This is a genomic window from Ruegeria sp., assembly GCF_965221235.1.
GTDB lineage: Bacteria > Pseudomonadota > Alphaproteobacteria > Rhodobacterales > Rhodobacteraceae > Ruegeria.
The window spans coordinates 2246357-2267423 of the sequence record NZ_CBDCRS010000004.1; the positions used below are offsets into that span (position 1 = coordinate 2246357).

The window sequence follows — 21067 nt, forward strand, 5'->3', positions numbered from 1 at the left end:
CTCGAAAAGCACGGGGATCCCAAAATATGTCGACTATGACAGACCCGCCGAAAGCTGATTTTCGGTTGTCGATGCTCATAAACGATACCCGCTATCGCTCACTGACGTTTCAGGTGATCGCGGCCATCGTTATTGCGCTTTCCATCTGGTATCTTGGCAACAACCTGATCCAGAACCTCAGGGCCGCAGGGCTCAATATTTCCTACACATTCCTCGGCGACTCCGCCGGGTATGACATCAACCAGCGCTTGATCGAATACGACAGCCAGTCCTCGCACGGACGGGCGGCTGTGGTCGGTCTGCTGAACACGCTGCTGGTGGCGTTTCTAGCCTGTATCACCGCCACGATCTTTGGCGTGATCGCGGGCGTTCTGCGCCTGTCGAACAACTGGCTGGTGTCGAAACTGATGGCGATCTACGTCGAGATCTTCCGGAACATTCCGGTTCTGATCTGGATCATCATCATCTTCACGATCATGACCGCCGTGTTGCCGGGGCCGCGCGCCTTCCGGGGGGAAAACCCAACGTCGAGCATGGTGCTGGACCTGTTCGCTTTCACCAACCGCGGCGTCTATATCCCGCGTCCTGAATTCGCCAACGGGCTGTTCAGCGCCACGATCCTGAATTGGGTTTTGGTTCTGGCGGTTCTGGTGGGATCGTGGTTCGTGTCACGCGAAATCGAAAAGCGCGCGACGCTGAAGCAGGAAATGACCGGTGAAAAACCGAAAACCCTGTTGCTGAAACTCGCCGTTTGGCTGGTGCCCTTTGCAATCCTGATGGTTCTTATGGGGCTGACCTGGGACGTTCCTGCGCTGAAGGGCTTTAACTTTAGCGGTGGTATCAAGGTCGGCGGTCCGCTGATCGCGCTTTGGTTTGCGCTGTCGATCTATACAGGCGCCTTCATCGCAGAAAACGTGCGGGCCGGTATTCAGGCGATCAGCAAAGGTCAGACCGAGGCTGCAGCCGCGCTGGGCCTGCGTCAGGGACGGATCATGAACCTTGTGATCCTGCCGCAGGCGCTTCGGGTCATCATCCCGCCGCTGATCTCGCAGTATCTGAACATCACCAAAAACTCGTCGCTGGCGATTGCCGTGGGCTATGCGGATATCACCGCGACCCTCGGTGGTATCACACTGAACCAAACTGGTCGCGCGATCGAATGTGTTCTGTTGCTGATGTTGTTCTACCTCACAGCCTCGCTGCTGATTTCGATGGGGATGAACATCTACAACGCCTCCGTTAAGTTGAAGGAGCGCTGAGCCATGAGTGATCAAACAACAAACCCGATCGCCTTTGTGGCCGAAGGCACAATCCCGCCCTCACCGCCACCAGCGAACGAAGTCGGGGTGGTCAAATGGTTGCGCGAGAACCTGTTCTCGGGCGTGACCAACACGATCCTGACGATTCTGTCGCTGCTGCTGATCTACGTGCTTCTTAAGAACACGATGCCGTGGATTCTGAACGGTGTGTGGAATGCCAATTCGCTGGCTGAATGCCGCGAGATTCTGGCCGGTAAGACCGGCGCGTGTTTCGCGGTTCTGACTGAACGTTGGCCACAGCTGATCTATGGGTTCAAATACCCCACCGATGCTTATTGGCGCCCGAATCTGGCCTTTGTGCTGATGCTGGTGGCCATTGCGCCGGTGCTGTTCTTCGATCTGCCGCGTAAGCTGCTGATCTTCACCGCGCTCTACCCGTTTGTGGCCTTCTGGCTGATTTGGGGCGGTACAATCCTGGTGCCTCTGGTTGCACTGGTTGGCTGTATCGCTGCTGGCGCGGTGTTCCAGAAACTGGGCAATAACAGCTTTGCTGCCGGGTTCTTCGGGGCCATCGTGGCTGCTCTGGTCGTCTGGAATGTGGGCGGAGCGCTGATCCCTGAGGGCGCGTCCGAGAACGCTTGGCTGACGGCTGTTCCCAGCCGTGATCTGGGTGGCTTCATGCTGAACATGATGCTGGGCGTGACCTGTGTGTCGCTGTCGGTTCCGCTGGGGATTGCCCTTGCGCTGGGTCGTCAGTCGAACATGCCGCTGATCAAGTGGGTCTGTGTCATCTTCATCGAATTCATTCGTGGCGTGCCTTTGATCACGCTGCTGTTTGTGGCTTCGGTGATGTTGTCCTACTTCTTCCCGCCTGACAGCACGGTCGACCTCTTCCTGCGTGTTGTGATCATGATTACCATGTTCTCAGCCGCCTATATCGCCGAGGTGATCCGCGGCGGTCTGGCAGCGCTTCCACGTGGACAGTACGAAGCAGCAGACAGTCTTGGCTTGGACTACCCGCAGGCAATGCGTCTGATCATCCTGCCGCAGGCTCTGAAGATCTCGATCCCCGGTATCGTGAACGTGGCCGTGGGCCTGTTCAAGGACACCACACTGGTTTCGGTCATCTCGATGTTCGATCTGGTGGGCATGATCCGGGGTCCCATCCTGGCGTCGACCGAATGGAACGGCGTCTATTGGGAACTTCTGGGCTTTGCCGCGCTTCTGTTCTTCGTCGTCTGTTACGGCATCTCTCAATATTCCCAGTGGCTCGAGCGTCGCCTTGCCACGGATCATCGTTAAGGAGTTCAACGTATGTCTGAACTTGCAATTGACCGCGAAATCGACCGCACCAAAATGCAGGTGAGCGACGAGGTCGCCATCGAAATCAACAGCATGAACAAGTGGTACGGGTCGTTCCACGTGCTGCGCGACATCAATCTGACCGTCAATCAGGGCGAGCGGATTGTTATCGCGGGGCCGTCAGGTTCCGGTAAGTCCACCCTGATCCGCTGCCTGAACGCGCTGGAGGAACATCAGCAGGGCACGATCGTTGTGGACGGGACCGAGCTGTCGAATGACCTCAAGAACATCGACAAAATCCGGTCCGAGGTCGGTATGGTGTTCCAGCACTTCAACCTGTTCCCGCATCTGACCATTCTGGAGAACTGCACGCTGGCCCCGATCTGGGTGCGCAAGACGCCCAAGAAAGAGGCCGAAGAGCGCGCTATGCATTTCCTGGAAAAGGTGAAAATCCCGGATCAGGCGCTGAAGTACCCCGGCCAGCTGTCCGGTGGTCAGCAGCAGCGTGTGGCGATTGCCCGCTCGCTCTGCATGATGCCGCGGATCATGTTGTTCGATGAACCGACATCGGCGCTGGACCCCGAGATGATTAAAGAGGTGCTCGACACCATGATCGAGCTGGCCGAAGAAGGCATGACCATGCTGTGCGTGACCCACGAGATGGGCTTTGCCCGTCAGGTCGCCAACCGCGTGATTTTCATGGATGCCGGCCAGATCGTGGAACAGAACGAACCGGAAGAGTTCTTCAACAACCCGCAGAGCGAACGGACCAAGCTGTTCCTGAGCCAGATTCTGGGGCACTGAACCAAGCAAATTCAAAGAAAAGGCGGGGTCTTGCCCCGCCTTTTTTCATTCCAGCAACTCGCGTGGGATAGTGAAGCCCAGCACTTGCCCGCTGCGCCACCGGATATCGGCCCAATCGTCGATATCAAATCGCATCACTGTCGTCGCACAGGTCGGATAGTCATAGAACCGCGGGTGGTTGGGCTTTCGCCGCACGATACGGCTGGCAAAGGCGGCAATACCGGGGTTGTGGCCCAACATAAGCACTGTAGGTTCCGTGGCCCCTGACAGCTCTGCCAGCATCGCCTCAGAGTCTGCGTGATAAAGGCTGCGGTGAAAGCAGACCTTGTTGGCGTCCAGACCCATCCGGTCCCAAGTTTCACGGGTGCGGGCCGAGGTCGAACTCAGCACCTCATCCGGCAGCCATCCATTTTCGCGCAGCCATCCGGCAATCGCAGGGGCCGACTTGCGCCCGCGCTTGTTCAGTGGGCGGTCGTGATCGTCAATCGCTGGATCATCCCAACTGGATTTTGCGTGGCGGGTCAGGATCAGGGTGCGGGTCATGACGGGTGGAAGGCTCTCATATGATGGGCGGATTGCTCCGGGTCGCGACCTGCACCCGCGCTGAGCGGGCAGGACAGGCGTGCCAGACAGCCTCCGGTCATGCAGGTTTGCCCTTCGGGGGTCGAGAGATGGCCGTGGCAGGCTTCGACATCATAGAAGCTGTCGCTGTTCAGCGCACCGACCGGGCAGGTTTGGGTGCATGGGGCCGGACATGTCGTGCACGGAGAGACGCCCGATACTTCGGGGATGTCGAATTCATCGTAGAAATGTAGCGCGCCGCGGTACGAGATCATCATGCCGACGCTATCATGCACCAGCGCGCCGACCGGGCTGCTGAAAGTGCGACCGGATTTCAGCGCCCAGTCAATGAAAGGCGCGTAAGGTGGGCCTCCGAACGGGAAATGCGCCTCAGCCCCCAGATCACGCGCCATCTGCCCGATCACACGGGTTGACCAACGATCTACTGGATGGTCGCCGGACCATTCGGGTGCGGCTTTCAGCATTGGCCAGAAATCCGGACCTGCGCCCAACAGGATCAGAGTGCCACCATCCAGCTGCTTTGCGCCTGTCAGGCGCGGATGCAGCGCGCCCATGACGATCAGACCGGCTTGCCGGATCGCACTCTCCACGCGGTCATAATGGTCTGCTGAGGAGGGGGATGGCTGTTTGGTCATGTCTCCTCCGCTGTGTGTCAGTCCGGCCGGATCAGCGAGCCAGCACCGTGTTCGGTGAACAGCTCCAACAGCACCGCATTTGGCGCGCGCCCGTCCAGAATGACCACCGCCCGCACGCCGCTGTGCAGCGCGTCCAGTGCGGTTTCGGTTTTGGGGATCATGCCACCTGCTATGGTGCCGTCCATCGTCATCTCGCGGATCTGACCGGCCTTCAGCTCAGTCACAACCTCACCCCCCGCGTTCTTCACGCCCGAGACATCTGTCAGCAGCAGTAGCCGGTCTGCCTTGAGCGCAGACGCGATGGCTCCGGCTGCTGTGTCGCCATTGATGTTGAAGGTCTCGCCGTTCTTGCCTGCGCCCAGCGGCGCAATCACCGGGATCACATCGTGAGAGAACAGGTTGTGCAGGATCGCGGGGTCCATTTCGGACGGAGAGCCAACGAAACCCAGCGACGGATCCGCCTGATCGCAGATAATCAGATTGGCGTCCTTGCCTGACAGACCTACAGCTGTCCCGCCCTGACCGTTGATCGCCTGAACGATGCGCTTGTTCACGAGGCCGGACAGGACCATCTCAACCACTTCGACGGTGGCCTTGTCGGTTACGCGCTTGCCGTTCACAAACTCGGATTGGATGTCCAGTTGATCCAGCATCGCGTTGATCATTGGCCCGCCACCATGCACGATCACCGGGTTCACGCCGACCTGACGCATCAGAACGACGTCGCGCGCAAAGCTCTCCATCGCTTCGTCGCTGCCCATGGCGTGGCCGCCCAGTTTGATAACGACGATGGCCCCGTCATAGCGTTGCAAATACGGCAGAGCGCTGTTCAAGGTGGCGGCGGTGGCGATCCAGTCCCGGTTCATATCTCGTGTCTTCATGGCTGCTTATCCCTCTGGAACCCGTGTTAGGGCCTTTAGGGGATGGTGCCAAGGGTGAAGCTATTCAAGATGCGCAATGATCGAGCGCAGCGTCGGCACCCCGTCGCCCTTTTCTGACGAGGTCAACACGATCTCGGGGTAGGCCGCCGGGTGTTTCGACAACGCGCCGCGCACTTGCTCCAGCACCTTTTCACGATCTTTGGCTTTGACCTTGTCAGCTTTGGTCATCACGCATTGAAACGTCACCGCGCTGGTGTCGAGCAACTTCATGATCTCGGCATCGACCGGTTTCACCCCGTGGCGCGAGTCGATCAGAACAAAGGCCCGACGCAATGTCTGGCGTCCGCTCAGGTACTGTTTCAGCAGCCGCTGCCACTTTTCCACAACTTTCACCGGCGCATTGGCATAGCCATAGCCCGGCAGGTCGACCAGGTAGAGTTCAGGGCCTTGCGTGAAAAAGTTGATTTCTTGCGTGCGACCCGGCGTGTTCGATGCGCGCGCCAGTCCCTTGGTGCCGGTCAGCGCGTTGATCAGGCTGGATTTGCCCACGTTGGACCGACCGGCAAAGCATACCTCAAGCCGATCAGGTGCGGGCAGGCCGTTCATGGCGACCGCACCTTTGACGAACTCAGATTCACCTGCAAACAGTTTGCGGCCACGCTCCAGCGCGAACGCGTCGGGGTCTTCGGCCAGCGGGAAGGGAAGGGGGGTCATAACAGCTCTACCTTATCACCAACCGAGATTGCGCCACCTGTGATCACCTCGGCATAGACACCGAATTCCTGATGGCCCCAGGTTTCCAGCGCGGCCAGTGTATCTGCATCGCGCTTGCCGGTTTCAGGGTTGGCCGTTGTCGCCAGGCAGCGGGTGATGGGTTCGCGGATATGAAAGACAGCTTCGCCGATCTTAACATCGCGGCCCAGCCAGTCGAACTCTTCCCACAGCGGCGCACCGTCGAACCAGATATTGCCGCGCCAGCGCGCAGGAGAAAGCTCTTGCCCGAGCTTCTGCCCGACCGCGCGGTGCGAGGCCATGTTGCACAGACTGATCGACGGGTAGTCGCTGTCGGTCATTCCGCGCCCGGGCACACGGACAATTCGGGCTGATGCGGCCCGGTCCGTTGGCATCAGTGGTTTGACCCAATCCAGAAACGCGTCTTGCCCGCTATCCGGCGCAAAGCTCAGGTCCGGGCGGTCCGGATGGGACAGTGTCAGCTTGTCACCGTCCGTGCGCGCAGAAATTGCCATCAACTGAGGTGCCTTGGCGCCGCGGCTGAAATTGGCGCAAGGAACCCAAGCAGAACCGTCCGCCTCGGACGCCTCATGCGCAACCGCCCAAACGCGATCCCCGGGCATGGTCTGCCCGGGGTTCACGGTTACGGTCTGGACGGCTTCACGACCATGGCTTTTGATCGGATGCCGCCAAAGCTGGGTTACTTCAGCTGTCATTTATCATCCGTTTTCGGCGTTCGCTTAAAGCCGGATTTGATGTTGCCGAACACGTCCGGCTTATATCCCTGGCTGCGCATGATCAGATATTGCTGCGCGAAGGTGATCGTGTTGTTTGCAATCCAGTAGACCACCAGCCCGCTGGCAAAGCTGCCCAGCATGAACATGAACACCCATGGCATCCATGCAAAGATCATTGCCTGTGTCGGATCAGTTGGTGCCGGATTCAGTTTCTGTTGCAGCCACATCGAGATACCCAGCAGCAGCGGCAGGATACCGATGAAGATCAGCGCCATAAAGCTCTCCGGCTGCGGACCAGCCCAGGGCAACAGGCCGAACAGGTTCATGATCGAGGTCGGGTCCGGCGCGCTCAGGTCGCGGAACGGGCCGAACCAAGGGGCCTGACGCAGTTCGATGGTGACGAAAATCACCTTATACAGCGAGAAGAAGATCGGGATCTGCAACAGGATGGGCAGGCAGCCCGCGGCGGGGTTTACTTTTTCCTTCTTGTACAGCTCCATCATACCTTGCTGCATCTTCTGGCGGTCGTCACCGGCGGCCTCTTTCAACGCCTCCATCTGCGGCTGGAGTTCTTTCATCTTCGCCATCGAGACATAGGATTTGAACGCCAGTGGCAGCAGGATCGCCTTGATGATCAGGGTGAGGCCAATGATCGACCAGCCCATATTGCCGATCAACACGTTGATGTTGTGCAGCAACCAGAAAATCGGCTTGGTCAGGAAGAAGAACCAGCCCCAGTCGATGCTGTCGATGAATTTCTGCACGCCTTCGGATTGATACTCGCGAATGGTTCCCCATTCTTTGGCGCCGGCAAACAGCTGCGTCGTGACCTCTTCGGTCGCACCGGGGGCAACGGTCAGGGTCGGCAGTACTGTTTCAGTCTGGTAGATTTTGCGGCGGGCATCGTATTTTGCAGCGGCTTTGAATGCAGTGCCCGCCTCGGGGATCAGCGTGGTCATCCAGTAATGGTCGGTAAAGCCGATCCAGCCGTCCTGCTTGACCTGAAACACCTCAGCCTGGGCGCGTTCGTTCGGGTCGATGTCGAAATCACGGACATCGCCATAGTCGATTTCGGCCAGCGTGCCGTCGGCCATGCCGATCACGCCTTCATGCAGGATGAAGAAGTTCTTCAGACCGGGCAGGTCGCCATCCTCGCCGATGCCGTGGCGGGCCAGCAGCCCATAAGGGGCCATTCCGACCTCGGATGCCGAGTTGTTTTCCACCGACTGCGTGACCGTGAACATATAGTTCTCATCAACCGAGATTGTACGGCGGAATGTCAGCCCGGTGTCGTTTTCCCATTTCAGAGTAATCGGTGTGTCGACACCCAGCGACTCCCCGCTTTCCACCGACCAGAGCGTATTCGGGCCGGGGACATCCGTGCCGCTGACACCCGCGCCCGGCGCCCACCCATAAACCGCGTAATAGGCCGATTCAGATCCAACCGGGTACAGCAGTTCGACGATCGGTGCGCCGTCGTCGATCGAGACTTTGTAGTCCTTCAGGAACAGCTCATCAATTCGGCCACCGGACAGCGACAAGCTGCCTTTGAGGCGCGGTGTGTTGATCTCAACCCGCGGAGCCTGCTCTTCGGGCAGGGTTTCTTCGGCGGCTGTTGTCGCCTCACCTACGGTACCTGCTGCGCTGGGCGTCTGAACCTCGTTGCCGTCGACAGCGGCGATCTCGGCCTCGCTGGGAACAGTTGTCTGTTCTGGCGGCGGGAACAGCACGAACCAAACAAGGATCACGAGAAAGCTGAGCGCGGTTGCAAGGATGAGATTCTTGTTCTGATCGTCCATCGGGGACAGCCACCTTATGCAGGGAAACACACCCGGTGGGTTCAACAGAGTGCAGGCCCAAAGGTCAAGTGGAATCGCCTGTCATTTCGTCACGTATCGTGGGTTTCTAGCGTAAATCTGCAATTATGAGCCGGTCTGACGGCCGATCTTCGGGACTCCGCTAACCTTGTTCCGATGCGCTGTAATCCAGTCCAGCGTTTTCTCGAACGGCATGGGCTTGCCAATGCCGAAACCCTGAACGTGGTTGCACCCCAATTGCGCCATCAACGCGTGCTCACCTTGCGTTTCAACGCCTTCAGCCAGTGTTTCGATATTCAGGCGTTCGGCCATGGTCAGAATGGCGCTGACCAATTGCTGCTGGCTGGCATCGCGGTCCGCCTTGGCAACGAAGGACCGGTCGATCTTGATCCGCGTGACATCAAACCGCTTGATCGCCGCAATCGAGGCGTGACCCGTGCCAAAATCATCCAGGTCAATGCCGCATCCCAGTTTGGCCATGCCCGTCACGTTTCGGGTGATCACATCGTCGGGCCGCCGTGAGAACACGGTTTCCAGAACTTCAACCGCCAGCCGGTCCGGGGTGAGGTCATTCTGGTCCAGCTCCCATTTCAGGCGGTCGATCAGAGACGGATCGCGCAGTTCGTCGGAGGAAAAATTCACGCCAATCCGGGGGATGTCGACGCCAGCACGATCCCAGTTTCGCATCGCTGCAAACGCATGATGCCGCATCGCCTGACCTAGCTTCTCCATCAATTCGGCCTGTTCGGCAAATGGCAGGAAGACCTGAGGCCCCAGAACGCCTTTCTGCGGATGCTCCCACCGGGCCAGCGCCTCGAACCCGGTCACGCGCCCTGTGTCGGTCGAGATTTGTGGCTGGAACCACGGGCGGATCTCTCCGTTGTCCAGCGCTGCTTCGAACTCTCTGCGCAGATTGGCCCGAACCTGCGCGCGGCGACGTGTTTCACTGGAAAACGCGCGGATTGTCGACGGCCCGTTGCGCTGTGCCTCGCCAAGTGCGGCGGCTGCGGCGTCGATCCAGTCTTCGTAGCGGGTTTCGGGCACGCTGGACCGCAGGCTGAACCCGATGGAGCAAGACATGTAAACGCCCGTGTTGTTCAGCGAAAACGGGTCTTCGACGGCGGCTTGAATGCGCCCTGCGGTCTGAATACAGGCTTCAAGGTCCAGATGCTGCGACGGATGCAGGCCGATGGCAATCTTGTTCTGCTCGAGCCGGGTCGAGATGTCCTGAGTTCGAATGACCGAGAGAACACGTTGCGCGAACTGATCCGCCAACTGATCACCCGCTGCATTGCCGTGCAGGTCGAGAAATTCAGAAAATTCATCCAGCGCAACAAGAATGCACGCGGATTCTGTCCCGCTGGCTGCGGAGGTGTCAAAAATTCCCTCAAGCTCGGCGGCGAAGCTGTCGATCGGCATCAGACCAGACGGGTTGCGGCGGCTGCGTCGCAGCCCGGTTCGCGCATCAACAGAGGCCGCTACCATATAGGCGAGGGGCAGGCCGAGCGCGACAACCACCAGCGCCCGTTCCCCGCCCAGCCAGAACGACGCCAAACTGATGGCTGGCACGAACGCCAGCGCAGCCGGGCCGCTGAGGCCCTGAGAGACAGCTTCGAGAACGCGATCTAATTTCTTATGTTTCCACATCGGTTTTCCGGGCCTTTACGGTGGGCGGGACACGTATTAGGCAACCGTAGAAAACCAATCTGAGTCAGACGTTAACGCAACTGCGGAATTTCATCCGAATTTTCGTCTTTTTTGCCGGGGTTTAGGGCGAGGTTGGCAAAATCGAACAGTTTCGGGTCCAGCAGGTGAGATGGCCGCGCATTGGTCAACGCCCTGAACATCACCTGACGACGACCGGGGCTGTTCTTTTCCCATTGGTCCAGAATCTGCTTTACCTGCTGGCGTTGCAAACCGTCCTGACTGCCGCACAGATCGCAGGGGATGATCGGGTACTTCATAGCGTTGGCGAACTTTTCACAGTCGGCCTCGGCCACATGAGCCAGCGGACGAAAAACGAACAAGTCGCCCTCTTCGTTCACCAGTTTCGGGGGCATGGTCGCCAGCCGTCCACCGTGGAAGAGGTTCATAAAGAAGGTCTCTAGGATATCGTCCCGGTGGTGGCCTAGAACAACGGCGGAACAGCCTTCTTCCCGCGCGATGCGATAAAGGTTGCCGCGACGCAGGCGCGAGCACAGGGCGCAATAGGTCCGGCCTTGCGGGACCTTGTCCATCACGACGGAATAGGTGTCCTGATATTCGATGCGGTGTGGCACGCCCATCCGTTCCAGAAATTCGGGCAGGACGGTCGCCGGAAAGCCGGGCTGACCCTGATCCAGATTGCAGGCCAGCAGGTCAACCGGCAGCAGGCCGCGCCATTTCAGTTCATAGAGAACGGCGAGCAGGGTATAGGAGTCCTTGCCGCCCGATAGGCAGACCAGCCAACGGGGCGGTTTGCCGTCCTTGTCATGGGCAGACGGGTCCACCATCCCGTATTGCTCAATAGCTTCACGGGTCTGGCGCACGATGCGTTTGCGCAGCTTCTTGAACTCGGTGGTCGAGGGTGCGCCAGCAAAGAGCGGGTGGATATCGTCAGCTTCGTCAAACATGCGCAGCCCCTACAATAGTTGGCGTAACCGGGCAAGATGCCGACCGGACGCCGGGTCTAATCCGTGTCCGCCCGGTCATGTGCGTCCGGCACCGGGTCATAGCCGTCTCCGCCCCATGGATGGCAGCGCCCGATCCGGCGGGCAGCCAGCCACGCGCCCTTGATCGCGCCATGTTTTTCTAGCGCGTCCAGCGCATAGGCCGAGCATGTGGGTTGATAGCGGCAGTTGAACCCGACCCAGGGGCTGAACACCAGCCGATAGGCCCGAACGGGCAGGGCAAAGATATGCGACAGCAGAGTCATTTCCGCGGCCCGTGCACTTTGCGCAAGGCATAGCGCAGATCGTCCAGCAGAGCGTCGAACGGGCGCGCAGCAGTCACCTCGGCGCGGCCGATCAGGACGTAGTCCCAACCGTCCTTCCCCTGAACGGGCAACACGGCCCGCGCCGCTTCGCGCAGACGCCGTTTGGCGCGATTCCGCGCCACCGCATTGCCGACTTTCTTAGAGCAGGTGAAACCAACGCGAATCCCCGACGCTTCGTCCGGGGTACGTTTGCGAGCCTGTACCATCATCGAAGCAGTCCCCTGACGCCGCGCGCGCGCTGCGCTCAGGAAATCAGACCGTTTCTTGAGGATCGTCAAAGTTTCAGGCGCGCAAACGGACGCCGCCGGGGGCGTATCCCAGGGCTGGTTCTTACCATCCACAGGGGCCTCCGGCGGCGTCATGTTCATAACCTGACAGGTCGAGCGGTTTACGCGCTCAGCGACTTGCGGCCACGTGCGCGGCGCGCGTTCAGGATTTTGCGGCCGGCCTTTGTGGCCATGCGCGCGCGGAAACCGTGGCGGCGTTTGCGAACCAGGTTCGAAGGCTGATAGGTGCGTTTCATCGCTCCGTCTCCAATCTATAGCGGTGGGTGCGGCGCGGATTCGCCTGGCCCTAGTGTTCGAAGCCCGTCCTCTACTGGGTAGTGGGGGGTAAGTCAAACCCCTAGGTGGGGGTTTTGCCGCCTTTTGCAACAATTCTGTAACCGCAGCACACAAAAGGTTTCAAAATGGCGGTTTAAGACGCCTTATCCCTCACATTCCCTGCCGTAAAGATCAACGCAGCGTGAGGCCCCTGTTGTGTACGCCCCGGACAGCGCATGTTGGGAGCAGAATGAAACGCACGAAACCGGACAGCCTTATGAGCGAAACAACTCAGGCCCCGCGCAACGGGCTTGCGCGACATATACCTTTGCTGGTGATTCTCGCCGTTGCCGCGGTGGGCTTTTTCACCTTGGGTGACTATCTGACCTTCGAGACGCTGCGCGACAACCGCGAAGCGTTGTTAGAGTGGCGGGATACGCATTACTGGGCGATGGCTGCCATATTTATCGCGGTCTACATCGTCATCGTGGCCTTTTCGCTGCCGGGGGCCGCAGTGGCCTCAATGACCGGGGGGTTTCTGTTCGGCCTGTTTGCCGGCACCGTCTTCAACGTCTTTGCGGCAACCATTGGCGCCTCGGCTATCTTTCTGGCGGCACGCTGGGGCTTGGGCGAAACCCTGACCGCGCGGCTGGAATCATCCGAAGGCACGATCAAAAAGCTCAAGGACGGTCTGCGCGAGAATGAAATCTCGGTCCTGTTCTTGCTGCGCCTTGTGCCGGTGGTGCCGTTTTTTGTGGCCAATCTGGTGCCTGCGCTGGTGGGTGTGAAGTTCCGCAACTTCCTGATCACCACAGCGTTGGGCATTATTCCGGGCGGCATTGTCTACACCTGGATCGGCGTAGGTTTGGGCGGTGTGTTCGACCGGGGTGAGACACCGGATGTCTCACTGCTGTGGGAGCCGTTTGTCATTGGTCCCATCCTGGGCTTGTGCGTGCTGGCCGCATTGCCGATAGTTATCAAAGCCCTGAGAGGCAAAAAGGACGCCTGATCCCATGCAAGAACTGAAAACCGATATCCTGGTGATCGGGGCCGGGTCGGGCGGCTTGTCCGTTGCGGCCGGGGCCAGCCAGATGGGCGCTGACGTGATCTTGCTGGAAGGTCACAAGATGGGCGGCGATTGCCTGAACTTTGGCTGTGTGCCGTCCAAGGCGCTGATTGCCAGTGGCAAGGCCGCCTATGGGCAATCTCACGCCGCTGCGCTGGGCGTGGCCGATGTGGTGCCCCAAGTGGATTACGCAGCCGCCAAGGACCACGTCCATGACGTGATCGCTCAGATCGAGCCGATGGACAGCCAAGAGCGGTTCGAGGGGTTCGGCGTCAAGGTGATCCGGGAATATGGCAGCTTTGTCTCTCCGACGCAGGTGCAGGCGGGGGATCACCTGATCACCGCGCGCCGGGTAGTGATTGCGACTGGATCGTCGCCTCTGGTGCCGCCGATCCCCGGTTTGGATCAAGTGGCTTATTTCACCAATGAGACCATCTTTGATCTGCGCGACAAACCCGAGCACCTGCTGATCATCGGCGGCGGTCCCATCGGGATGGAGATGGCGCAGGCGCATATCCGTCTGGGCTGTGAAGTGACCGTGATCGAAGGCATGACCGCGTTGGGCAAGGATGATCCCGAAGCTGCCGGGATCGTGCTGGATACGCTGCGCGCCGAAGGCGTGGCGATCCACGAACACGCCATGGTCGCTCAGATCCGCAACAATAACGGGTTGGTCGAGGTCGTGACCCAAAACGGTGAGATCTACACCGGCTCGCACCTGCTGTTGGCTGCTGGCCGCAAGGCCAATACCGACCGTTTGAACCTACAGGCCGCAGGGATTGAACCGACCCGCACCGGGATCAAGGTCGATGACGCGCTGCGCACCACGAATAAAAAGGTCTATGCCATCGGTGATGTGGCCGGAGGGCTGCAATTCACCCATGTCGCCGGGTATCACGCGGGAATAATTATTCGGTCGGCTCTGTTCGGCCTGCCGTCCAAGGCAAGGACGGCGCATATCCCATGGGCGACCTACACGGACCCCGAACTGGCGCAGGTCGGCCTGACCGAGGCGCAAGCTCGTGACCAGCATGGCGACAAGCTGGAAATCGCTCGGTTTGACTACCACCACAACGACCGTGCGATCTCAGAGCGCAAGACGAAAGGCTTCATTAAGGTCATGGTCGTAAAAGGCCGCCCTGTGGGCGCTACAATCGTGGGGCATCAGGCGGGGGAACTGATCAACTTGTGGTCGCTGGCGCTGGCCAATAACCTGAAGATGGGGCAGATCGCCGCGATGGTTTCGCCCTATCCGACGATCGGAGAGCTTAACAAACGGGTGGCGGGTGCCTATTTCACGCCAAGGCTGTTTGAGAATCAGACAGTTAAACGAGTGGTCAGGTTCGTCCAGCGCTGGATACCCTGACAAGAAAGGAAGAACAGATTGAACTCTCTGTCGGGCCGATTTCTGATCCTGACGACGGTCTTCGTAATGTTGGCCGAGATTTTGATCTTTGTTCCCTCGATTGCGCGGTTTCGCGAAGATTTCCTGCTGAACCGGCTTGAGCGCGCCCAGATCGCCTCATTGGCTTTGCTGGCAGATGACATGCTGGCCGAAGACCTTGAGACCGAGCTGCTGGCAAATGCGGGCGTTTATAACGTCGTGCTGAGGCGGGATGAGGTGCGGCAGTTGATGCTGTCATCTCCGATCCCAGAACAGATCACCAAAACCTATGATCTGCGCGATGCCGGGCCGATTATCCTGATCCGCGACGCCATTGCTCGCCTGTTCACACCGGAAAACGAGGTCATTCGTGTAATCGGTGAGCCGGTAAAGGGCGCGGGTTTGCTGATCGAAGTCACCATAGACAGTATGCCGCTACGGATGGCGATGACAGACTATGGCCTGCGTATTCTGGGCCTGTCCTTTGTCATCTCGATTATCACCGCGTTTTTCCTGTTCCTTGCCGTACGCGTGGTCCTCGTGAAGCCGATCAAAAGCGTTGTGGGCTACATGCAGCGCTATGCCGGTGCGCCCGAGGACGCGCGGGGGATCATCTCACCGAATTCCAAAGTGTCCGAGCTGCGCGAGGCCGAAGAGGCGCTGCAACAGCTACAGACCGAGCTGACACAGGCCCTGAAACAGCGCGAACGCCTGGCGCAGCTGGGCGGCGCGGTGGCCAAGGTCAGTCACGACCTGCGCAACATCCTGACCTCGGCACAGCTGTTCACCGACCGGATCGAGTCCAGCGATGATCCGCTGGTGCGACGTATGGCGCCGAAACTGGTGAATTCCATCACGCGGGCCGTGTCCCTGTGCGAAAGCACTCTGGCCTTTGGTCGCGCGGAAGAACCCGCGCCGACCCTGACCATGGTCCCAATGCGCGACATCGCAGATGATGTTGTCGACAGCGAGAAGTTGGCCGTGGCCGATGCCTGCGTCGAGATTGTGAACGACGTACCGAAGGACCTTGTGGCACGCGCGGACCCGGAACAGATTTTCCGTGTCATGATGAACCTCGTGCGCAATGCGCGTCAGGCGCTGGTGGCATCCGGCAAGCCGGGCCGCATCACGATTTCCGGATGCGTACATGGGGACGACTGGTGCGTTGAGATCAGGGACACAGGCCCAGGCCTGCCACCCAAGGCGCGCGAGAATCTGTTCACACCGTTTCAGGGCGGGGTGCGCAAAGGAGGCTCGGGACTCGGGCTTGCCATTTCGCAGGAACTGGTCCGCGGACATGGCGGCGATCTGGTTCTGGCCGAGACCGGGCCCGAAGGAACAACCTTTGAAATCCGCCTTCCAAGAGGCGACGTGACTTTTTAGAATTTTTTTGAAGAATCGACTTGCACGTCCTCTGAGGTGGGTCTACATACCGCCTCACCAACGCGGACCGATAGCTCAGCTGGATAGAGTACTTGACTACGAATCAAGGGGTCGGGGGTTCGAATCCTCCTCGGTCCGCCACTGGTTTCCTGTTGAACGTCACACGAACCTGACCCAACCGTCACAGTTGGACCAGAAACGGGGTGAGCGTTCGACATCGGAAGGCACCCCCAACGTTGGACATCAGTTGAATTTGACCTTTGCGTCTCAAACTGACCCCAATTTCCCATTTTAATTCTCCCGCTAAGAATTTCGTTTGATCTGGCTTCCCTTTTGGGAAATCAGGGCTGATTTGCAGATCAGACAGCGAAGCTGCCTGTTTCTGCTGATCTGCCACGTGGCGAACGCGGGAGGGGGCGAGGCAATGCTATTCGACAGGGGTGGTGCGGCCCGCAGGCACAGCCGAGGACACGGCTCTGTCTAATGGGGTTGCCCGAGGGGGAGGGCAGCGTCTTACCCCTGATGGCCAGGGGCGTTTGGCTTGTCCAAATTCAACTGACCCCAAAACAAGTGCGGCGGAGCAGGCTGCGGCGTTACTTATTGCGCCAGAACACGTTGCTTTTCAATATAATGGGCGGAGAGCTGTCATTCGTTGCTGGGCTACTTCGGGCAAATGTAGATGTAGTTAGCCCATATTGATCTCAATGGACAATACACTCTCTTATTAGCACCGGGAGCACGCTTGTGAGGCAAAGAGACTAGCAGCGCGTTGTCACCGGGTACAAAAGCGCGCCAATGTTTTCCTTTTCGCCATCCCATTGACCGCGATCTTCAATTTCCGATTTTGAAGCGAAACAGAGGCCGCCCCCAGCGCCAATGATGCGACGGCGAATTAAGTTATTGTTTTTTATCATTTTCAATCCCTGCATAAGTTCTGTATTATGCACCCCCTCTGGAATTTAACGTTTGCGGAGATCGGTGGGTTTGGAGGCTTATGTCCGCATTTCGGTAAGAGGAACCGAAGCTCTAACACTCGTTCAGGGAGGACACATGAAACATTTCACCGCCGTATCTCTTCTTTCCATCGCTGCAGCTTTGGGCGCTACATCTGCTGTTCAGGCAAGCGACCAGGAGTACAAGCTTGTTCTGACCAGTGAAGCAGGCGACCGGGATTCTGTTCTGGGCAAGGCCATGCAGAACTGGGCTTCGATGATCGAAGAGAAATCCGAAGGTCGGATGCGGGTCAATGTCTTCTATCAAGGCGAGCTTGGCGGGCAACAGGAGCTGTTCGACCAACTGGTCAAAGGCAACGTCCATATGATGATCACTTGGCCGCAGACGTCATACGATCAGCGTATTGGCGTGAACTATCTGCCGTATCTGGTAATGGGCTGGGAAGACGCGATCGAATCCTTCGGTCAGGACGGCTGGGTCCGCGATGTGATCGAGCCGGTCTATGAAGACATCGGGCTGAAGTATTTCGGGCCATTCCCCGAAGGTTTTGGCGGGATCGCTACGAAGGGCCGTTATGCCACCAGCTTTGAAGAAGCCGATGGTTTGAAAGTACGTTCGCAACCGATCTTCCCGCTGCCGCAAACCATTCAGGCGATGGGCTTTCAGGCCGTCCCGATCGATTGGGCAGAAGTTTATACTTCGATCCAGACCGGTGTTGTCGATGGCGACAGCTCGAACGTGATCTATTGGGACTACGAGTATTTCCGCGATCAGCTGGATTACTTCGTGCAGTCTTCGCACAACTTCTCATCCTATTCGCTGCTGATGAATGGCGACACCTGGAGCGAAATGGACGACGAGGACCGCGAGATCATCGCATCCTCGGCTCAGGCCCTCATCGACCAGCAGTTCGTCGACGCCAAGGCGGAAGACGACAAGTGGATCGCGGCTGCACAGGAAGCGGGCATGGAATACATCGTCCCGACTCCCGAGCAAAAGCTCGCATGGGTCGAACGTGTGCGCGCCGAAGTTTGGCCGCAAGCGGAAGAAGCTTTGGGTTCCGAAATCATGGACCAGGTTCGGGCCAACGCTTCGACACCGAAGTAACGGACCTTTCATCTAAGGGGCTCTGGGTTTCCATGGCCCCTTTTTTGGTCCGAGACCGGATCATGCCATCTATATAGGGAGGGAAACGAATGGGCGTTCTACGCGCACTCGACGGGCTTCTGATCCGTATCATTCATCCGATTCTCATTTTCGTAGGGCTTGCGGTTGCACTGATGTTGACCGTCGGGATCGTAAGCCGTGCCTTGCTGGGAGCACCGATCTTTGGCCTGGAGGAACTGATGCTCTTGGGCATCATGTGGTTCTACATGCTGGGCGCTGCGCTGGCATCGCGTGAGAGATCACACCTGAGCGCCGACTTCGTCAAAGTTCTGTCCAACAACCCCAAAGTCTGGCGGGTAGCTGCAATCGTCTCAACCGCGATTTCGCTTGTTGTCGCGATTATGTTTGTCACCTGGTCCTGGGACCTGTTCGCTTGGGGCGTAGAAAAAGGCCAGGCGACGCCGGTCTTCAATATCCCTTGGTGGGTTTCGCAATCCAGCCTGTTTTTCGCGTCGATTTTGTTCGTCATCTACCTGACCCGGGACCTCATTCTTGAGATTACCGGAAAGTCGAACAAAGACCTCGACCCCGATCACTACGACGTGGAGACCTGATCATGGGCGCACTTATCGCTATTATCGCCGTTGTCGCTCTGATGATGATTGGCGTGCCAGTTGTCTTTTCCTTTGCGGCAATGACGTTGATTTTGTCGGTTATCTATGATGTCGACGTGTCTTCGCTGATGACGACAGGCTTTTGGTCCGTCAACTCGGTCATTCTCGTGGCATTGCCCTTGTTTGTTATGACCGGCTATTTGATGCAGACAGGCGGCATCGCCAAACGCCTGGTTGATTTCGTTGAAGCCGTTGTGGGTAAATCGAAAACCGGCATGGGCACATCAATGATCGTGTCATGCGGCATCTTCGGTGCCATCTCGGGCACGGCCTCGGCAGCCGTGGCTTCAATTGGTTCGATCATGATTGATCCGATGGAAAAGCACGGCTACTCGCGCGCATATACAAGCGCGATGCTTGGTATTTCGTCGTTGCTGGGCCTGTTGATTCCGCCCTCGATCACTATGATCCTATACGCCGTTGTGACCCGGGAATCCGTTGCTGCATGTTTCCTTGCCACGATTGGACCGGGCATCCTGCTGATGATCGTCTTGTCGATCCTGAACACTGTGCACGTAAGACGGCATCTGGGTGGGAATGACGAAAAGCTTCCGCTTGCGGAACGTCTGGCGGAATCGGCTCAAACCGGTTGGAGGGCTATCCCGGCTCTGCTGCTGCCAGTCATCATTTTGGGCGGCATCTACGGGGGCATCTTCACGCCAACCGAAGCCGCAGCCATTGCTGTTGTCTACGCGATCCCGGTCGGTTTGTTCGTCTATCGCGAACTGAACTTCAAAAAGATTGGTCAGGCTGTTGTTGCTGCTGCGACAACGACGGGTGTCATCATGGTCATTCTGGTCTTTTCCTTCGTGGCAAGCCGGATTTTCACGCTAGAGCGCGTGCCACAACAGTTAACCGATGTACTGCTGGGTACGTTTGAAAGCCCGATCCTGATCCTTTTGATGGTCAACATCTTCCTGATCCTGCTTGGAATGATCATGGATGACGTGAGCGTGATCGCAATCATCAGCCCATTGATGGTGCCGGTGATGGCAGAAATTGGGGTCGATGCAGTTCACTTTGCCGCAATTATTGGAACCAGCGTTGTGATCGGTGCGAATAGCCCGCCGATGGCTCCAATTCTCTTCATGGCATGTCGAGTGGGAGGAGTTGGGATGTCCGACGTCATCAAACCAGCCCTCTACTTTATGGCTTTCGCGGCATTGCCAGTGATGTTGGTGACAACCTACTATTCGCCACTGTCGTTGTTCCTGCCCAGGCTCCTCGGCTTCTTGCCGTAAAATCTTAGGGGTCGCCTTTTCTCCTCTTCCTCGGCGGCCCCTCTTTTTAACTCTCTGATGCAACGGAAACTTGCTATGAAATTCAGTTTCGAACTCGAAGGAATCTATACGCCGATCGTGACGCCTTTGAAGGCCGACGGTTCCTTTGACCTCGATGGTCTGTCCGATGTTGTTGAACATCTTGTCGAGAAAGGCGTTCACGGGATCATCTCGGGCGGTTCAACGGGTGAGAACTACGCCCAAACCGTCGAGGAACGTATCGAACTTGCCCGTTTCACAAAGAACGCGCTGAAAGGCCGACTGCCCCTGATCATGGGAACCGGATCGATGCGTACACCGGATTCCATCGCGCTGGCGATGGCGGCCAAAGAGATGAAGGCCGATGCGCTTCTTATGGGAACGCCGCCTTACTCGGTGCCGACCGAGCGCGAAAATGCGCTGAACGTGCTTGCCGTTGACCAAGCCGCAGATCTTCCGATCATCCTTTACAACTACCCCGGGCGTATGGGCGTTCATATGGGCGAAGAATTCCTGAACCGTGTGGGCCGGTCCCGCAACGTTATCGGGATCAAGGAGAGTTCGGGGGATATTAACCGGGTTCACCTGCTTGCGCGCGATTACCCTCACATACAGATGTCTTGCGGGATGGATGACCAAGCGCTTGAGTTCTTTGCCTGGGGTGCGCGCAGCTGGATCTGCGCCGGATCGAACTTCCTGCCGGAAGAGCATGTGTACCTGTATGAAACCTGCGCGCTGAACGGCGATTTTAACAAGGGCCGCCGGATCATGAAGGCAATGATGCCGTTGATGCGTGTTCTCGAACAGGGTGGCAAATTCATTCAGTGCGTCAAGCATGGCACAGAAGTGGCCGGATTGCGGACCGGTGGCATGCGGCCACCGCTGAAAGCGCTGAACAAGGATGACAAGCGCGAGCTGGAACAGGTCATCCGCGTTTTGAAAACAACTATTGCCGGTATCAAGGCGGAGAATTGA

21 protein-coding genes and 1 tRNA gene are annotated in these 21067 nt (G+C 58.1%); 11 read left to right on the plus strand and 11 right to left on the minus strand.

Features of this window, described 5'->3' with window-relative positions; translation table 11 throughout:
• Positions 1 to 26: 26 nt before the first annotated feature.
• From ACOQOY_RS14460 to ACOQOY_RS14470, 3 genes are read left to right on the plus strand one after another with little or no spacing between them, the layout of a single operon-like run.
• Complete coding sequence (locus ACOQOY_RS14460; protein ID WP_420586082.1) at positions 27 to 1259, plus strand: amino acid ABC transporter permease; 1233 nt, start codon at positions 27 to 29, stop codon at positions 1257 to 1259.
• Positions 1260 to 1262: 3 nt separating this feature from the next.
• Positions 1263 to 2561 (plus strand): amino acid ABC transporter permease, encoded by a 1299-nt coding sequence (locus ACOQOY_RS14465; RefSeq protein WP_420586083.1) that lies wholly within the window; start codon positions 1263 to 1265, stop codon positions 2559 to 2561.
• A gap of 12 nt (positions 2562 to 2573) precedes the next feature.
• On the plus strand, positions 2574 to 3365 hold the full coding sequence (locus tag ACOQOY_RS14470) for an amino acid ABC transporter ATP-binding protein (RefSeq protein ID WP_420586084.1): 792 nt from the start codon (positions 2574 to 2576) through the stop codon (positions 3363 to 3365).
• 45 nt (positions 3366 to 3410) lie between these two features.
• On the opposite strand, the gene ACOQOY_RS14475 is transcribed toward ACOQOY_RS14470, so the two are convergent.
• From ACOQOY_RS14475 to rpmH, 11 genes are all read right to left on the minus strand, one after another.
• Positions 3411 to 3908 (minus strand): SixA phosphatase family protein, encoded by a 498-nt coding sequence (locus tag ACOQOY_RS14475; protein WP_420586085.1) that lies wholly within the window; start codon positions 3906 to 3908, stop codon positions 3411 to 3413.
• Positions 3905 to 4582 (minus strand): ferredoxin, encoded by a 678-nt coding sequence (locus ACOQOY_RS14480; RefSeq protein ID WP_420586086.1) that lies wholly within the window; start codon positions 4580 to 4582, stop codon positions 3905 to 3907. The genes ACOQOY_RS14475 and ACOQOY_RS14480 overlap by 4 nt, the downstream gene beginning before the upstream one ends.
• A gap of 17 nt (positions 4583 to 4599) precedes the next feature.
• Complete coding sequence (gene argB, locus ACOQOY_RS14485) at positions 4600 to 5463, minus strand: acetylglutamate kinase (RefSeq protein WP_420586087.1); 864 nt, start codon at positions 5461 to 5463, stop codon at positions 4600 to 4602.
• Positions 5464 to 5523: 60 nt separating this feature from the next.
• On the minus strand, positions 5524 to 6177 hold the full coding sequence (yihA, locus tag ACOQOY_RS14490; RefSeq protein WP_420586088.1) for a ribosome biogenesis GTP-binding protein YihA/YsxC: 654 nt from the start codon (positions 6175 to 6177) through the stop codon (positions 5524 to 5526).
• Positions 6174 to 6911 carry an MOSC domain-containing protein gene (locus ACOQOY_RS14495; RefSeq protein ID WP_420586089.1) on the minus strand — a complete coding sequence of 246 codons (738 nt, stop codon included), beginning with the start codon at positions 6909 to 6911 and terminating at the stop codon, positions 6174 to 6176. Before ACOQOY_RS14495 ends, yihA begins: the two co-directional genes overlap by 4 nt.
• Positions 6908 to 8731: a membrane protein insertase YidC gene (gene yidC, locus ACOQOY_RS14500; protein WP_420586090.1), complete on the minus strand. Its 1824-nt coding sequence runs from the start codon at positions 8729 to 8731 to the stop codon at positions 6908 to 6910. The genes ACOQOY_RS14495 and yidC overlap by 4 nt, the downstream gene beginning before the upstream one ends.
• Before the next feature lie 123 nt (positions 8732 to 8854).
• Positions 8855 to 10396 (minus strand): putative bifunctional diguanylate cyclase/phosphodiesterase, encoded by a 1542-nt coding sequence (locus ACOQOY_RS14505; protein WP_420586091.1) that lies wholly within the window; start codon positions 10394 to 10396, stop codon positions 8855 to 8857.
• 71 nt (positions 10397 to 10467) lie between these two features.
• Entirely contained in the window at positions 10468 to 11361 is an 894-nt protein-coding gene (ttcA, locus tag ACOQOY_RS14510; protein WP_420586092.1) for a tRNA 2-thiocytidine(32) synthetase TtcA, read from the minus strand.
• 56 nt (positions 11362 to 11417) lie between these two features.
• Complete coding sequence (gene yidD, locus ACOQOY_RS14515; protein WP_420586093.1) at positions 11418 to 11663, minus strand: membrane protein insertion efficiency factor YidD; 246 nt, start codon at positions 11661 to 11663, stop codon at positions 11418 to 11420.
• Positions 11660 to 12085 (minus strand): ribonuclease P protein component, encoded by a 426-nt coding sequence (rnpA, locus tag ACOQOY_RS14520; RefSeq protein ID WP_420586094.1) that lies wholly within the window; start codon positions 12083 to 12085, stop codon positions 11660 to 11662. Before rnpA ends, yidD begins: the two co-directional genes overlap by 4 nt.
• A gap of 26 nt (positions 12086 to 12111) precedes the next feature.
• Positions 12112 to 12246 (minus strand): 50S ribosomal protein L34, encoded by a 135-nt coding sequence (gene rpmH / locus ACOQOY_RS14525; protein ID WP_005980833.1) that lies wholly within the window; start codon positions 12244 to 12246, stop codon positions 12112 to 12114.
• Between the two features lie 296 nt (positions 12247 to 12542).
• On the opposite strand from rpmH, the gene ACOQOY_RS14530 reads away from it, so the two are divergent.
• The 8 genes from ACOQOY_RS14530 to ACOQOY_RS14565 all read left to right on the plus strand — a co-directional run bounded on the left by ACOQOY_RS14530 (position 12543) and on the right by ACOQOY_RS14565 (position 21067).
• Positions 12543 to 13274, plus strand: a complete 732-nt coding sequence (locus tag ACOQOY_RS14530) for a TVP38/TMEM64 family protein (RefSeq protein ID WP_420587249.1) — start codon at positions 12543 to 12545, stop codon at positions 13272 to 13274.
• 4 nt (positions 13275 to 13278) lie between these two features.
• Positions 13279 to 14697, plus strand: a complete 1419-nt coding sequence (locus ACOQOY_RS14535; RefSeq protein ID WP_420586095.1) for a dihydrolipoyl dehydrogenase family protein — start codon at positions 13279 to 13281, stop codon at positions 14695 to 14697.
• Between the two features lie 18 nt (positions 14698 to 14715).
• Complete coding sequence (locus ACOQOY_RS14540) at positions 14716 to 16098, plus strand: sensor histidine kinase (protein ID WP_420586096.1); 1383 nt, start codon at positions 14716 to 14718, stop codon at positions 16096 to 16098.
• 64 nt (positions 16099 to 16162) lie between these two features.
• A tRNA-Arg gene (locus ACOQOY_RS14545) sits at positions 16163 to 16239 on the plus strand.
• A 909-nt stretch (positions 16240 to 17148) separates the two neighbouring features.
• Positions 17149 to 18159: a TRAP transporter substrate-binding protein DctP gene (gene dctP / locus ACOQOY_RS14550; protein ID WP_420586097.1), complete on the plus strand. Its 1011-nt coding sequence runs from the start codon at positions 17149 to 17151 to the stop codon at positions 18157 to 18159.
• Positions 18160 to 18248: 89 nt separating this feature from the next.
• Positions 18249 to 18773 carry a TRAP transporter small permease gene (locus ACOQOY_RS14555; RefSeq protein WP_420586098.1) on the plus strand — a complete coding sequence of 175 codons (525 nt, stop codon included), beginning with the start codon at positions 18249 to 18251 and terminating at the stop codon, positions 18771 to 18773.
• A gap of 2 nt (positions 18774 to 18775) precedes the next feature.
• Positions 18776 to 20074 (plus strand): TRAP transporter large permease, encoded by a 1299-nt coding sequence (locus ACOQOY_RS14560; protein ID WP_420586099.1) that lies wholly within the window; start codon positions 18776 to 18778, stop codon positions 20072 to 20074.
• A 75-nt stretch (positions 20075 to 20149) separates the two neighbouring features.
• Entirely contained in the window at positions 20150 to 21067 is a 918-nt protein-coding gene (locus ACOQOY_RS14565) for a dihydrodipicolinate synthase family protein (protein ID WP_420586100.1), read from the plus strand.